General features: G+C 57.7%; 11 protein-coding genes and 1 tRNA gene. All 12 read right to left on the bottom strand.

The window, feature by feature from the left end:
* Positions 1-78: 78 nt before the first annotated feature.
* Entirely contained in the window at positions 79-2,202 is a 2,124-nt protein-coding gene (fusA, locus tag CFY91_RS09245) for an elongation factor G (RefSeq protein ID WP_093986066.1), read from the bottom strand.
* Positions 2,203-2,232: 30 nt separating this feature from the next.
* Entirely contained in the window at positions 2,233-2,703 is a 471-nt protein-coding gene (gene rpsG / locus CFY91_RS09240) for a 30S ribosomal protein S7 (protein WP_093986065.1), read from the bottom strand.
* A gap of 94 nt (positions 2,704-2,797) precedes the next feature.
* The gene (gene rpsL / locus CFY91_RS09235) at positions 2,798-3,169 is read right to left on the bottom strand and encodes a 30S ribosomal protein S12 (protein WP_093986064.1); all 372 of its coding nucleotides are present in this window, start codon (positions 3,167-3,169) and stop codon (positions 2,798-2,800) included.
* Between the two features lie 158 nt (positions 3,170-3,327).
* Complete coding sequence (gene rpoC / locus CFY91_RS09230) at positions 3,328-7,527, bottom strand: DNA-directed RNA polymerase subunit beta' (RefSeq protein ID WP_093986063.1); 4,200 nt, start codon at positions 7,525-7,527, stop codon at positions 3,328-3,330.
* A 56-nt stretch (positions 7,528-7,583) separates the two neighbouring features.
* The gene (gene rpoB / locus CFY91_RS09225) at positions 7,584-11,657 is read right to left on the bottom strand and encodes a DNA-directed RNA polymerase subunit beta (protein WP_093986062.1); all 4,074 of its coding nucleotides are present in this window, start codon (positions 11,655-11,657) and stop codon (positions 7,584-7,586) included.
* Between the two features lie 209 nt (positions 11,658-11,866).
* On the bottom strand, positions 11,867-12,235 hold the full coding sequence (gene rplL, locus CFY91_RS09220) for a 50S ribosomal protein L7/L12 (RefSeq protein ID WP_093986061.1): 369 nt from the start codon (positions 12,233-12,235) through the stop codon (positions 11,867-11,869).
* Positions 12,236-12,317: 82 nt separating this feature from the next.
* Positions 12,318-12,818 carry a 50S ribosomal protein L10 gene (rplJ, locus tag CFY91_RS09215; RefSeq protein WP_093986060.1) on the bottom strand — a complete coding sequence of 167 codons (501 nt, stop codon included), beginning with the start codon at positions 12,816-12,818 and terminating at the stop codon, positions 12,318-12,320.
* A gap of 193 nt (positions 12,819-13,011) precedes the next feature.
* Positions 13,012-13,707: a 50S ribosomal protein L1 gene (rplA, locus tag CFY91_RS09210; protein ID WP_093986059.1), complete on the bottom strand. Its 696-nt coding sequence runs from the start codon at positions 13,705-13,707 to the stop codon at positions 13,012-13,014.
* Positions 13,707-14,138, bottom strand: a complete 432-nt coding sequence (gene rplK, locus CFY91_RS09205) for a 50S ribosomal protein L11 (RefSeq protein WP_093986058.1) — start codon at positions 14,136-14,138, stop codon at positions 13,707-13,709. Before rplK ends, rplA begins: the two co-directional genes overlap by 1 nt.
* 116 nt (positions 14,139-14,254) lie before the next feature.
* Complete coding sequence (gene nusG, locus CFY91_RS09200; RefSeq protein ID WP_093986057.1) at positions 14,255-14,788, bottom strand: transcription termination/antitermination protein NusG; 534 nt, start codon at positions 14,786-14,788, stop codon at positions 14,255-14,257.
* A gap of 10 nt (positions 14,789-14,798) precedes the next feature.
* Positions 14,799-15,167: a preprotein translocase subunit SecE gene (gene secE, locus CFY91_RS09195; protein WP_093986056.1), complete on the bottom strand. Its 369-nt coding sequence runs from the start codon at positions 15,165-15,167 to the stop codon at positions 14,799-14,801.
* A 47-nt stretch (positions 15,168-15,214) separates the two neighbouring features.
* Positions 15,215-15,290, bottom strand: a tRNA-Trp gene (locus tag CFY91_RS09190).
* Positions 15,291-15,389 lie beyond the last annotated feature (99 nt).

Raw genomic sequence — 15,389 nt, 5'->3', positions numbered from 1 at the left:
GCCAACGTTGACGTGCGGTTTGTTACGTTCAAATTTTTCCTTAGCCACGACAGTAAACCTCTTACTTAAAGGGCGGAATTAGCCTTGTTTTTTAACCAGTGCTTCGACGATGTTCGACGGAGCTTCTGCGTACTTGGAGAACTCCATGGAGTAGCTCGCGCGACCCTGGGACATGGAGCGAACGTCGGTAGCGTAACCAAACATCTCGCCCAGCGGTACTTCGGCACGGATAACCTTGCCGGACACCGAGTCTTCCATACCCTGGATCAGACCGCGACGACGGTTCAGGTCACCCATCACGTCGCCCATGTAGTCCTCGGGGGTCACTACTTCTACCTTCATGATCGGCTCAAGCAGCTTACCACCGCCCTTCTGGGCCAGTTGCTTGGTCGCCATGGAAGCAGCGATCTTGAACGCCATTTCGTTGGAGTCCACATCGTGGTAGGAACCATCGAACACCGAAGCCTTCAGGCCGATCAGCGGATAACCGGCCACGACGCCGTTCTTCATCTGCTCTTCGATACCCTTCTGAATGGCCGGAATGTATTCCTTCGGAACCACACCGCCCACGACTTCGTTGGTGAACACCAGACCTTCGGTGATATTGCCCTTGTCGTCCACATCCGGAGTCGAGAAGCGAATCCAGCAATGACCGAACTGACCACGACCACCGGACTGACGAACGAACTTGCCTTCGATCTCGACATTGTCCTTGGAGATGGTTTCACGGTAGGCCACCTGCGGCTTACCGATGTTGGCATCTACGCCGAATTCACGCTTCATGCGGTCGACAATGATGTCCAGGTGCAGCTCGCCCATACCACCAATGATGGTCTGGCCGGACTCTTCGTCGGTCTTGACGCGGAACGACGGGTCTTCCTGAGCCAGCTTGCCCAGAGCGATACCCATTTTCTCCTGGTCAGCCTTGGTCTTCGGCTCGACAGCCACGTGAATCACGGGCTCCGGGAAGTCCATGCGCTCGAGAACGATCTGCTTGTCCAGATCACACAAGGTGTCACCGGTGGTGACATCCTTCATGCCGATCAGGGCAGCAATATCGCCCGCGCGCACTTCCTTGATTTCTTCACGCTGGTTGGCGTGCATCTGCACCATACGACCAACGCGCTCTTTCTTGCCCTTGACCGAGTTGATCACCGAGTCGCCAGAAGCCAGCACACCGGAATACACGCGAACGAAGGTCAGCGTACCAACGAAGGGGTCGGTAGCGATCTTGAACGCCAGCGCCGCGAACGGCTCATCGTCACTGGACTTGCGGCTGTCGACCTTCTCGTCATCATCCGGGTGCACACCCTTGATGGCTTCGACTTCGTCAGGCGCAGGCAAGTAGTCGATTACGGCATCGAGAACCAGAGGAACACCCTTGTTCTTGAACGAAGAACCACAAACTGCCGGAACGATTTCACAGGCCAGGGTACGCTGACGCAGACCAGCCTTGATCTCTTCGACGGACAGATCGCCCTCTTCGAGATACTTGTTCATCAGCTCCTCATTGGCTTCGGCTGCAGCCTCGACCATGTTGGAGCGATACTCTTCGGCCAGGTCCTGGAGCTCCGCGGGAATCTCTTCCTCGCGGTAGGTCATGCCCTTGTCTTCGTCGTTCCAGTAGATCGCCTTCATCTTCAGCAGATCGATCTGCCCGGCGAAGTTTTCTTCTGCGCCAATGGCCAACTGAACCGGAACCGGGGTATGCCCCAGACGCTTCTTGATCTGCTCAACCACACGCAGGAAGTTGGCGCCCTGACGGTCCATTTTGTTGACGTAGACGATACGCGGCACACCGTACTTGTTGGCTTGGCGCCATACGGTTTCCGACTGCGGCTCCACACCGGAGGTACCACAGAACACCACGACGGCACCATCGAGTACACGCAGCGAACGTTCTACTTCGATGGTGAAGTCCACGTGACCGGGGGTATCGATTACGTTGACACGGTACTTGTCCGGGAACTGACTGCGCGAGCCCTGCCAGAAAGTGGTTACAGCAGCGGAAGTGATGGTAATACCACGCTCCTGCTCCTGCACCATCCAGTCGGTAGTAGCCGCGCCATCATGCACTTCACCCAGCTTGTGGTTTACGCCGGTATAAAACAGTACACGCTCGGTCGTGGTGGTCTTGCCCGCGTCAACGTGGGCACAGATACCGATGTTCCGGTAGCGATTGATTGGGGTAGTACGAGCCATAAAGCCCTCGCGAAGTTAATGACGCTGAAATTAGAAGCGGTAGTGCGAGAAGGCCTTGTTGGCCTCGGCCATACGGTGCACGTCTTCACGCTTCTTCACCGCGGCGCCTTTGCCTTCAGCGGCATCCAGCAGCTCGCCAGCGAGGCGCAGAGCCATGGACTTCTCACCGCGCTTGCGCGCGTAGTCCACCAGCCAGCGCATAGCCAGGGCGTTACGACGGGACGGACGAACTTCGACCGGAACCTGGTAGGTAGCACCGCCGACACGGCGGGACTTTACTTCGACCAGCGGAGCGATGGCGTCGAGAGCTTTCTCGAAGATCTCCAGGGGATCGCTGTTCTTGCGTGCTTTGACGGTTTCCAGAGCACCGTAAACGATGCGCTCGGCAACGGCCTTCTTGCCGCTTTCCATCACGTGGTTCATGAATTTGGCGAGAAGCTGACTTCCGTACTTCGGATCGTCCAGAATCTCACGCTTGGCTGCTACACGACGTCTTGGCATTGATAAGCCCTCAAACGGTCTTCAGGTTAGCCCGGGACTGTGCCCGACCTTACTCTTATCGACTCAATAAAAAGAAAAAACGGTTGCGCGCGAATTACTTCGGACGCTTGGTACCGTACTTGGAACGACCCTGCTTACGGTCTTTAACGCCGGTGGTATCCAGCGAACCACGCACGGTGTGATAACGCACACCCGGAAGGTCTTTTACACGACCGCCACGGATCAGCACGACGCTGTGTTCCTGCAGGTTGTGGCCTTCACCGCCGATGTACGAAGAAACTTCGTAACCATTGGTCAGGCGCACACGGCAGACCTTACGCAGTGCCGAGTTGGGTTTTTTCGGCGTAGTGGTGTATACGCGAGTGCACACGCCACGACGCTGCGGGCAGTTCTGCAGCGCAGGCACGTCGGATTTTTCGACGATGCGCTTGCGCGGCTGACGCACCAGCTGGTTAATCGTTGCCATCTATAAGCTCCACTGTTGTCTTTCGACGCTATTGCTTTACGGGTAAAGCAAAATGGCAGAGCAACATGCCCTGCCAAATTTAGGGGTGCATGAGTCTAAAGAGACTACCCGCCCCCGTCAAGGCAAAGCCCGGGCGATCGCTCACCCGGGCCATGCACTCAATTATCCCCAGAGTTCAGCGCTTCGGTCAGTGCGGCTTCCACCTCACTGGCGCTGACACGCACAGGTTTGTCGGCATCACGCTTACGCTTGCGCTCGGCATGATAGGCCAGACCGGTACCGGCAGGAATCAGACGACCTACCACCACGTTTTCCTTCAGACCACGCAGGTAATCGCGCTTGCCAGTGACAGCCGCCTCGGTGAGTACGCGAGTGGTCTCCTGGAAGGACGCCGCGGAGATGAACGACTCGGTGGACAGCGAAGCCTTGGTGATACCCAGCAGCACACGGGTGTACTTGGCGATGAACTTGTCTTCCGCAGCCAAGCGCTCGTTTTCGCCCAATACAGAAGTCAGCTCGACCTGATCACCCTTGATGAAGCTGGAATCGCCCGACTCGCTCACCTCAACCTTGCGCAGCATCTGACGCAGGATGGTTTCGATGTGCTTGTCGTTGATCTTCACGCCCTGCAGGCGGTAAACGTCCTGGATCTCGTTGACGATGTACTTGGCCAGCGCACTCACACCCAGCAGACGCAGGATGTCGTGCGGGTCGCTCGGACCGTCGGAAATCACTTCACCCTTGTTCACCTGTTCGCCTTCGAAGACGTTGAGGTGACGCCACTTCGGAATCAGCTCCTCGTACGGATCGCTACCATCGGTCGGCGTGATGACCAGACGGCGCTTGCCCTTGGTCTCTTTGCCGAAGCTGATGGTGCCGCTGATTTCCGCGAGGATCGACGCCTCTTTCGGGCGACGCGCCTCGAACAGGTCGGCAACACGCGGCAGACCACCGGTGATGTCGCGGGTCTTCGAAGTTTCCTGCGGGATACGCGCGATGACGTCACCGACACCGATTTGTGCACCGTCAGCCACGCCAACCAGGGCGTTTGCCGGCAGGAAGTACTGGGCCGGTACGTCGGTACCTGGCAACAGCAATTCCTTGCCATTGGCATCGACCAGCTTCAGGGCAGGACGAATATCCTTGCCAGCCGCCGGACGATCCTTCGGATCAAGCACTTCGATGTTGGTCAGACCGGTCAGTTCGTCGGTCTGACGCTTGATGGTGATGCCTTCCTCCATGCCAACGAAGGTCACTGTACCTTTCATCTCACTGACGATCGGGTGGGTGTGCGGATCCCACTTGGCCACGATGGCACCGGCGTCGACCTTGTCGCCTTCCTTCACGGAAATAACGGCACCGTAAGGCAGCTTGTAGCGTTCACGCTCACGGCCAAACTCATCGGCCACCGCCAGCTCACCAGAGCGGGAAACCGCGACCAGGTTGCCGTCCACGCGCTCGACGTGCTTGAGGTTGTGCAGACGGATCGCTCCGCCATTCTTCACTTGGACGCTATCGGCAGCCGAGGTACGGCTGGCGGCACCACCAATGTGGAAGGTACGCATGGTCAGCTGGGTGCCCGGCTCACCGATGGACTGGGCAGCAATGACGCCGACCGCTTCACCGATGTTGACCTGATGACCACGTGCCAGATCGCGACCGTAGCACTTGGCACAGATACCAAAGCGGGTTTCACAGGTGATCGGCGAACGCACGACCACCTCATCGATACTGTTGCGCTCGATGAACTCGACCCACTTCTCGTCAACCAGAGTACCGGCCGGCACGATGACTTCATCGCTGCCCGGCTTGAACACATCCTTGGCGATAACACGGCCCAGCACGCGCTCACCGAGCGGCTCGACCACATCGCCGCCTTCGATATGCGGAGCCATCAGCAGGCCGTGCTCGGTGCCGCAATCGATCTCGGTCACCACCAGATCCTGCGCCACGTCGACCAGACGACGGGTCAGGTAACCGGAGTTGGCGGTCTTCAGTGCGGTATCCGCCAGACCTTTACGCGCACCGTGCGTGGAGATGAAGTACTGCAGTACGTTCAGACCTTCACGGAAGTTCGCGGTGATCGGCGTCTCGATGATCGAACCGTCCGGCTTGGCCATCAGGCCACGCATACCGGCCAGCTGACGGATCTGCGCAGCACTACCACGCGCCCCCGAGTCGGCCATCATGTACATGGAGTTGAAGGACTCCTGTTCGACGGTCTTGCCCTCGCGGTCGACTACCTTCTCTTTCGAGAGGTTGGCCATCATCGCCTTGGACACTTCGTCGTTGGCTTTCGACCACAGGTCGATCACCTTGTTGTACTTCTCGCCCTGGGTAACCAGGCCGGAGGCGTACTGCGATTCGATTTCCTTCACTTCCTCAGTGGCGGCGTCGATGATGCGCGCCTTCTCATCCGGGATGACGAAGTCGTTCACGCCGATCGACACACCGGAGATGGTCGAGTAGGCGAAACCGGTGTACATCAGCTGGTCGGCGAAGATCACGGTGTCCTTCAGACCCACCGTGCGGTAGCACTGGTTGATCAGCTTGGAAATCGCCTTCTTCTTCATCGACTGGTTGACCACGTCGAACGACAGGCCGGCCGGGACGATCTGGAACAACAGCGCACGGCCGACGGTGGTGTCGACGATACGGGTGTTCTTGACCAGGCTGCCGTCCTTCTGCTTGACGGTCTCGTTGATGCGCACCTTGACCTTGGCGTGCAGCGAAGCCTCACCGGCGCGGAACACCCGGTCGACTTCCTGCAGGTCGGCAAACACGCGACCTTCACCCTTGGCGTTCACCGCTTCACGGGTCATGTAGTACAGACCCAGTACCACGTCCTGCGACGGCACGATGATCGGCTCGCCGTTGGCAGGCGACAGCACGTTGTTGGTCGACATCATCAGCGCGCGCGCTTCCAGCTGAGCTTCCAGGGTCAGCGGCACGTGTACGGCCATCTGGTCACCGTCGAAGTCGGCGTTGTACGCGGCACAAACCAACGGGTGCAGCTGGATCGCTTTACCTTCGATCAGCACCGGCTCGAACGCCTGGATGCCCAGACGGTGCAGGGTCGGTGCGCGATTGAGCAGTACGGGATGTTCGCGAATCACTTCAGCGAGAACGTCCCACACCTCGGGCAGCTCGCGCTCGACCATCTTCTTGGCCGCCTTGATGGTGGTGGCCATACCGCGCATTTCCAGCTTGCCGAAAATGAACGGTTTGAACAGCTCGAGGGCCATCTTCTTCGGCAGGCCGCACTGGTGCAGACGCAGGGTCGGACCCACGGTAATTACCGAACGGCCGGAGTAATCCACGCGCTTACCGAGCAGGTTCTGACGGAAGCGACCCTGCTTACCTTTGATCATGTCGGCCAGCGACTTCAGCGGACGCTTGTTCGAGCCGGTGATGGCGCGACCACGACGGCCGTTGTCGAGCAGGGCGTCGACCGCTTCCTGCAGCATGCGCTTTTCGTTGCGCACGATGATATCCGGCGCCGACAGATCGAGCAGGCGCTTCAGACGGTTGTTACGGTTGATCACGCGGCGATACAGATCGTTCAGATCCGAAGTCGCGAAGCGGCCACCATCCAGCGGAACCAGCGGACGCAGGTCCGGCGGCAGCACCGGCAGGACAGTCAGGACCATCCACTCCGGATGGTTGCCGGAGTCCTTGAAGGCTTCCATCAGCTTCAGGCGCTTGGAAAGCTTCTTGATCTTGGTTTCCGAATTGGTCTGCGGGATTTCCTCGCGCAGACGGGAAATCTCGTGATCCAGGTCGATCGCCAGCAGCAGCTCGCGTACCGCTTCAGCACCCATGCGCGCGTCGAAGTCGTCACCGAACTCTTCAAGGGCTTCAAAGTACTGTTCGTCGTTGAGCAGCTGGCCCTTCTCCAGGGTGGTCATGCCCGGATCGATCACCACGTAGCTCTCGAAATAGAGCACGCGTTCGATGTCACGCAGGGTCATGTCCAGCAGCAGGCCGATACGCGACGGCAGCGACTTGAGGAACCAGATGTGGGCGACCGGCGAAGCCAGCTCGATGTGGCCCATGCGCTCGCGACGCACCTTGGCCAGCGCTACTTCCACGCCGCACTTCTCACAGATCACGCCGCGGTGCTTGAGGCGTTTGTACTTGCCGCACAGGCACTCATAGTCCTTCACCGGGCCAAAGATCTTGGCGCAGAACAGGCCATCGCGCTCCGGCTTGAAGGTACGGTAGTTGATGGTTTCCGGCTTTTTCACTTCGCCGAAGGACCAGGAACGAATCATCTCGGGCGAAGCCAGACCGATACGAATAGCATCGAACTCTTCGATTTGACCCTGGTTTTTCAACAGATTAAGCAAGTCTTTCAAGGCCTTTCCTCCTCACGGACCTGCTGCGGCCGTCAGCGCGGCCGCAGCAGAACGTGTTATTCGGTTTCCAGTTCGATGTCGATACCGAGCGAGCGGATCTCTTTGATCAGCACGTTGAAGGACTCGGGCATGCCGGCCTCCATGCGGTGATCGCCGTCCACGATGTTCTTGTACATCTTGGTCCGGCCGTTCACGTCGTCCGACTTCACGGTCAGCATTTCCTGCAGGGTGTAGGCGGCGCCATAGGCTTCCAGCGCCCAGACCTCCATCTCCCCGAAGCGCTGACCACCGAACTGCGCCTTACCACCCAGCGGCTGCTGGGTAACCAGGCTGTAGGAACCGGTGGAACGGGCGTGCATCTTGTCGTCGACCAGGTGGTTCAGCTTGAGCATGTACATGTAGCCGACGGTGGTCGGACGCTCAAACTGATTACCGGTACGGCCGTCGAACAGGCGCATCTGGCCGCTTTCCGGCAGATCGGCCAGCTTCAACATGGCCTTGATCTCGCTCTCCTTGGCACCGTCGAAGACCGGAGTAGCCATCGGCACACCGCCCTTGAGGTTCTTCGCCAGTTCGAGGATCTCGTTATCGGAGAAGGACTCGAGGTTTTCCTGGCGGCCACCGATCTCGTTGTAGATCTCGGTGAGGAACTTGCGCAGTTCAGCGACCTTGCGCTGCTCTTCAAGCATACGGTTGATCTTCTCGCCCAGGCCCTTGGCCGCCAGGCCCAGGTGGGTTTCGAGGATCTGTCCGACGTTCATACGCGAGGGTACGCCCAGCGGGTTGAGGACGATGTCGACCGGTGTGCCATTGGCATCATGCGGCATGTCTTCGACCGGCATGATCACCGAGACCACACCCTTGTTACCGTGACGACCGGCCATCTTGTCGCCCGGCTGGATACGACGCTTGATAGCCAGGTAGACCTTGACGATCTTCAGTACGCCCGGCGCCAGATCGTCGCCCTGCTGCAGCTTGCGTTTCTTGTCTTCGAACTTGTCGTCGAGCAACTGACGGCGGTCGGAGATGTAGGCCTGCGCCTTCTCCAACTGCTCGTTGAGCGCATCGTCGGCCATACGCAGCTTGAACCACTGACCACGCTCAAGGCCGTCGAGGAACTCATCGGTGATGACCGCGCCTTTCTTCAGACCGGCACCGCCTTCTGCCTTGGCACCAACCAGCGCTGAACGCAGACGCTCGAAGGTGGCACCTTCAACAATGCGGAACTCTTCGTTGAGGTCCTTGCGGATCTCGTCAAGCTGCTGCTTTTCGATGGACAGCGCGCGGCTGTCACGCTCAACGCCGTCACGGGTGAACACCTGCACATCAATCACAGTACCCTTGGTGCCGGTCGGCACACGCAGGGAGGTGTCCTTCACATCAGACGCCTTCTCACCGAAGATCGCACGCAGCAGCTTCTCTTCCGGGGTCAGCTGGGTTTCGCCTTTCGGGGTGACCTTACCAACTAGGATATCGCCCGGACCAACCTCGGCACCGACATAGACAATGCCTGCTTCGTCGAGCTTGTTCAGCGCAGCTTCACCCACGTTGGGAATGTCCGCGGTGATCTCTTCAGCACCCAGCTTGGTATCCCGGGCGACACAGGTCAGCTCCTGGATATGGATGGTGGTGAAACGATCTTCCTGAACCACGCGCTCGGACAGGCAGATGGAGTCTTCGAAGTTGAAGCCGTTCCACGGCATGAACGCGACGCGCATGTTCTGACCCAGCGCCAGCTCACCCATGTCGGTGGACGGGCCGTCAGCCATGATGTCGCCGCGCGCCACCTGATCACCCTTCTGTACCAGCGGACGCTGGTTGATGCAGGTGTTCTGGTTGGAGCGGGTGTACTTGGTCAGGTTGTAGATATCGACACCGGCTTCGCCTGTTTCGACTTCGTCATCGTTGACACGCACCACGATGCGGCTAGCGTCGACGGAGTCGATCACACCACCACGACGGGCCACGACGCAAACGCCGGAGTCACGAGCAACGTTGCGCTCCATGCCGGTACCCACCAGCGGCTTGTCGGCACGCAGGGTCGGCACAGCCTGACGCTGCATGTTCGAACCCATGAGGGCGCGGTTGGCGTCGTCGTGCTCGAGGAACGGAATCAGCGAGGCAGCAACCGAGACAACCTGCTTGGGCGAGACGTCCATCAGGGTGACGTCTTCCGGTGCCTTCACGGTAAATTCGTTGAGGTGACGTACTGCCACCAGCTCGTCGACCAGCTCACCTTTGTCGTTCAGGGTCGCGGAGGCCTGAGCGATCACGTGATCGGCTTCTTCGATAGCAGACAGGAAGACGATTTCGTCAGTGACCTTGCCTTCCTTGACCACACGGTACGGACTTTCCAGGAAGCCATACTGGTTGGTGCGGGCGTAGGCGGCCAGCGAGTTGATCAGACCGATGTTCGGACCTTCAGGGGTCTCAATCGGGCACACGCGACCGTAGTGGGTCGGGTGTACGTCACGGACTTCGAAGCCGGCACGCTCACGGGTCAGACCACCTGGGCCAAGCGCGGAAACACGACGCTTGTGGGTGATCTCGGAGAGCGGGTTGTTCTGGTCCATGAACTGCGAAAGCTGGCTGGAACCGAAGAACTCCTTCACCGCCGCGGCAACCGGCTTGGCGTTGATCAGGTCCTGCGGCATCAGGCCTTCGCTTTCGGCCATCGACAGACGTTCCTTGACCGCGCGTTCGACACGCACCAGGCCGACACGGAACTGGTTCTCGGCCATTTCGCCGACACAACGTACGCGACGGTTACCCAGGTGGTCGATGTCATCGACAATGCCTTTACCGTTACGGATGGCTACCAGAGTCTTCAAAACGTCGACGATGTCTTCCTTGCTCAGCACGCCCGAACCTTCGATCTCGGTGCGACCGATACGACGGTTGAACTTCATGCGGCCAACAGCCGACAGGTCGTAACGCTCGGCACTGAAGAACAGGTTGTTGAACAGGGTCTCGGCGGCATCCTTGGTCGGCGGCTCACCAGGACGCATCATGCGATAGATTTCGACCAACGCTTCCAGCTGGTTGCTGGTGGAGTCGATCTTCAGTGTGTCGGAGATGAACGGACCACAATCGATATCGTTGGTGTACAGCGTCTCGATGCGCACGACCTGGGCTTTGACAATCTTGGCCAGCAGATCCGTGGTCAGTTCAGCATTGCAGTCGGCAATGATCTCGCCAGTTGCCGGATGCACAATCGCCTTGGCAATAGTACGGCCGAGCACGTATTCCAGCGGGACTTCCAGCTCCTTGATGCCGGCCTTGTCGATCTGGTTGATATGACGCGCCGTGATACGACGGCCCTGTTCGACAATGACCTTGCCCTTTTCATCCTGAATATCAAAGGCCGCAATTTCACCGCGCAGGCGCTGGGGAACCAGCTCCAGCTTGAGGCGCTCACCTTCGACATGGAATACGTTGGTATCGTAGAAATTCGTGAGAATCTCTTCGGTGCCATAGTTAAGCGCGCGCAACAAAACCGAGGCAGGCAGTTTGCGACGACGGTCGATACGCACGAAAACGCAGTCCTTGGCATCAAACTCAAAGTCCAGCCAGGAACCACGATAGGGAATGATGCGCGCGGAATACAGCAGCTTGCCCGAGCTATGGGTCTTGCCACGGTCGTGGTCGAAGAACACACCCGGAGAACGGTGCAGCTGGGAAACGATCACCCGCTCGGTACCATTGATGACGAAGGTACCGTTCTCGGTCATGAGCGGAATTTCGCCCATGTAAACTTCTTGCTCTTTGATGTCCTTGATCGCTTTGTTCGACGACTCTTTGTCGAAAATGATCAGGCGCACCTTGACTCGCAGCGGCACCGCAAAGGTCACGCCGCGCAACACGCATTCCTTGACGTCGAAGGCCGGCTCGCCCAGACGGTAGCCGACATATTCCAGGGCAGCGTTACCGGAGTAGCTGATGATCGGGAATACGGACTTGAAGGCCGCATGCAGGCCGATGTCGCGGATCTGCTCCTTGCTCACGCCTTGCTGCAAGAATTCACGGTACGAATCCAGTTGGATGGCCAGGAGGTAAGGCACATCCATAACGTCCGGCAACTTGCTAAAGTCCTTGCGGATACGTTTTTTCTCAGTATATGAGTAAGCCATCAGCGTTCCCCAGCTTGGTCACCTGCTTGTTTGGCAGCCGCCGGCGGCGGCTACCAGAAAATCGTGCAAGCCCTACGGCCTGCGCCACCTTTCCGGTGGGTATTCCGTTTACAGCCAGGTACGGCCTAGAACGGAAAAAGGCCGGTGGCAATTGCCACCAGCCGTCAGCCTGTTGCTTAACGCGCGGGCTGTAGACGCAAGGTCGTCGCTTACTTGAGCTCGACTTTGGCGCCTGCTTCTTCCAGGGCCTTCTTGGCAGCTTCGGCTTCTTCTTTCGAAACGCCTTCTTTGACAACACCCGGGGCGCCATCGACAACTGCCTTGGCTTCTTTCAGACCCAGACCAGTCAGTTCGCGAACTGCCTTGATCACGTTCACTTTCTTGTCGCCAGCGTCAGCCAGGAAGATGGTGAACTCGGTCTGCTCTTCAACAGCGGCAGCGGCAACAGCCGGGCCAGCTGCAACAGCAGCAGCGGCGGTAACGCCGAACTTCTCTTCCATCGCCTTGATCAGTTCAACGATCTGCATGACGGACATTTCGGATACGGCGTTGATGATGTCTTCGTTGGTCAGAGCCATGACTCTAATTCCTGTATTGGGGTGACAGCCTTCGCGGCCATCAAATTAAACAAATAACGTTGAAAGAGGTGAAATGCCTGAATCAGGCAGCAGCGCCTTCTTTCTGGTCGCGAATAGCCGCCAGAGTACGAGCCAGCTTGCTGGTAGCGCCTTGAATCACGCTCATCAGCTGTGCAACGGCTTCGTCGTAGGTCGGCAGAGTTGCCAGTACGTCGATCTGATTGGCTGCAATGAACTTGCCTTCAAACGCAGCTGCCTTGATCTCGAACTTGTCCTGACCCTTGGCAAACTCCTTGAAAATACGGGCAGCAGCGCCCGGATGTTCGTTGGAGAAGGCAACCAGGGTCGGGCCTTTGAACACGTCGTTGAGCACTTCAAAATCAGTGCCTTCAACGGCGCGTTTGAGCAGGGTGTTACGTACGACTTTTACGTACACACCAGCTTCGCGGGCCTCTTTACGGAGTCCGGTCATAGCACCTACGGTCACGCCACGGGCATCAGCCACGACAGCGGACAGGGCAGCTTTGGCAGCCTCGTTGACTTCAGCGACGATGGCCTTCTTGTCTTCGAGTTTAATTGCCACGGGTTTACTCCTGGATGTTACCGTTTCGCCAAGCCAGGCTTGGCGTCGTTTTGGTGTCTGATTCGGTAAGGAATCGGGAGCACCATCTGCGTAGGCAGTGGTTTAAGACTTACGTCACCTACGGTCTTGGATAGCCCCCGCCAGGCAGGGACCCCAATAGTTGGGGTGAAGGCTAGCCTTCACCCCTTATCACTTAGGCTTCCAGAGAAGCCTGATCGATCTGCAGACCCGGACCCATGGTGGTGCTCAGGGTAATACGCTTGACATACACACCTTTGGAGGTGGACGGCTTCAGGCGCTTCAGATCAGCCAACAGTGCTTCGACGTTTTCCTTCAGCTTGGTCGGCTCGAAATCAACCTTGCCTACGGAGGCGTGCACGATACCGTTCTTGTCGGTACGGAAGCGTACCTGACCAGCCTTAGCATTCTTGACCGCAGTAGCGACGTCAGGAGTCACAGTGCCTACTTTCGGGTTCGGCATCAGACCACGCGGACCAAGAACCTGACCCAACTGACCGACTACACGCATGGCATCCGGAGAAGCAATGACCACGTCATAGTTCAGATCACCGGCCTTCATTTCGGCAGCCAGATCATCCATACCAACCTTGTCTGCACCAGCAGCCAGAGCAGCTTCAACGCCCGGGCCCTGAGTAAACACGGCAACACGAACAGTCTTGCCAGTACCATTGGGCAGCACGGTGGCGCCGCGAACGACCTGGTCAGACTTGCGCGGATCAACGCCGAGGTTGAAGGCAATATCTACCGACTCTTTGAACTTGATGGTCGACAGCTCAGCCAGCAGAGCGGCGGCCTCGACAAAAGCGTATTGCTTGCCAGCCACCACTTTCTCAGCGATAGCCTTTTGGCGCTTGGTCAACTTAGCCATTACACACCCTCCACGTTCAGGCCCATGCTGCGAGCAGAACCGGCGATAGTACGCACAGCTGCATCGAGGTCAGCAGAAGTCAGATCAGCCTGCTTGATCTTGGCAATCTCTTCCAGCTGAGCACGGGTAACGGTACCCACTTTCTGGGTGTTCGGGCGCGCAGAACCACTGGCGATACCAGCGGCTTTCTTCAGCAATACAGCTGCCGGAGTGCTCTTGGTTTCGAAAGTGAAGCTACGATCACTGTATACAGTGATGATTACCGGGGTCGGCAGACCGGCTTCCATACCCTGAGTACGGGCATTGAAGGCCTTGCAGAACTCCATGATATTCACGCCATGCTGACCCAGCGCAGGGCCAACGGGCGGCGACGGATTGGCCTGACCGGCCTTAACCTGAAGCTTGATGTAAGCTTGGATTTTCTTAGCCATTTAACACTCCAATTATGGGTTCAAGCGCCCAAAGGCTCCCCACTCTCTTTTTTGGGTTTATCCCAGTGACAACAAAGCCCCGCAGCCAGAAGACTGCGGGGCGCGGGATTACATGGTCAGACCTTTTCGACCTGACTGAACTCCAGCTCAACCGGCGTGGAGCGACCAAAAATAATCACAGCCACATGAATACGGCTTTTCTCATAGTTGACTTCCTCAACAACGCCATTGAAATCAGCGAAGGGACCATCAACCACTCGAACCGTCTCACCCGGCTCAAACAGCGTTTTGGGTTTAGGCTTATCACCGCTATCCGCCACACGACGAAGGATGGCCTCAGCCTCCTTCTCGGTAATCGGCGCAGGCTTATCAGCCGTACCACCAATAAAACCCATGACACGAGGCGTATCCTTGATCAAGTGCCAAGTACCCTCGTTCATCTCCATCTGCACAAGAACATAGCCCGGGAAGAACTTGCGCTCGCTCTTGCGTTTCTGGCCGTTACGCATCTCAACCACTTCTTCAGTGGGAACCAGAATCTCGCCGAACTGCTCTTCCATGCCAGCTAACTTGACACGCTCGATTAGCGAGCGCATGACATGCTTTTCGTAACCCGAATAAGCATGCACAACGTACCAACGCTTAGCCACGGCGCACCTATCAACCAACAATCAGAGAAACAAGCCAGCCGAGCAGGGAGTCAAGCCCCCACAACATCAGCGCCATAAGAAGAATCACCAGAACAACAATCATGGTGGTTTGGGTAGTTTCCTGGCGCGTCGGCCAGACCACCTTGCGAATTTCAACGCGCGCCTCTTTCAACAAAACAGCAAAGGCCTTGCCTTTCGCCGTCTGAAACGCCAGAAAGCCCGCTGCAGCAGCAAGCACCAGCAGCACCAGGACACGATAAAGAATCGGCTCAGCGGAAAAATACTGATTCCCGACCACGCCAACAGCAACCAAGAGCGCCACAGCCAGCCACTTAAGGGCATCAAGGCGATTTTCGCTGCCTTCAACTTTACTCGTCATCTAAGAAAATCCTGCTGCAAGAAACGCCAAATTCGCATTTTGGAATTTGGCAGGCCAGGAGGGAATCGAACCCCCAACCTGCGGTTTTGGAGACCGCCGCTCTGCCAATTGAGCTACTGGCCTAGATAAGTCAGGCCGACCATTATGCCGACCTGACGAACCAATATCAACGATTACTCGATGACTTTGGCAACCACGCCAGCACCAACGGTACGACCACCT

Source organism: Pseudomonas fluvialis, from assembly GCF_002234375.1.
Classification (GTDB): domain Bacteria; phylum Pseudomonadota; class Gammaproteobacteria; order Pseudomonadales; family Pseudomonadaceae; genus Aquipseudomonas; species Aquipseudomonas fluvialis.
Note: the sequence above shows the minus strand (reverse complement) of the source record. Positions and strands in the feature narration are given on the sequence as shown.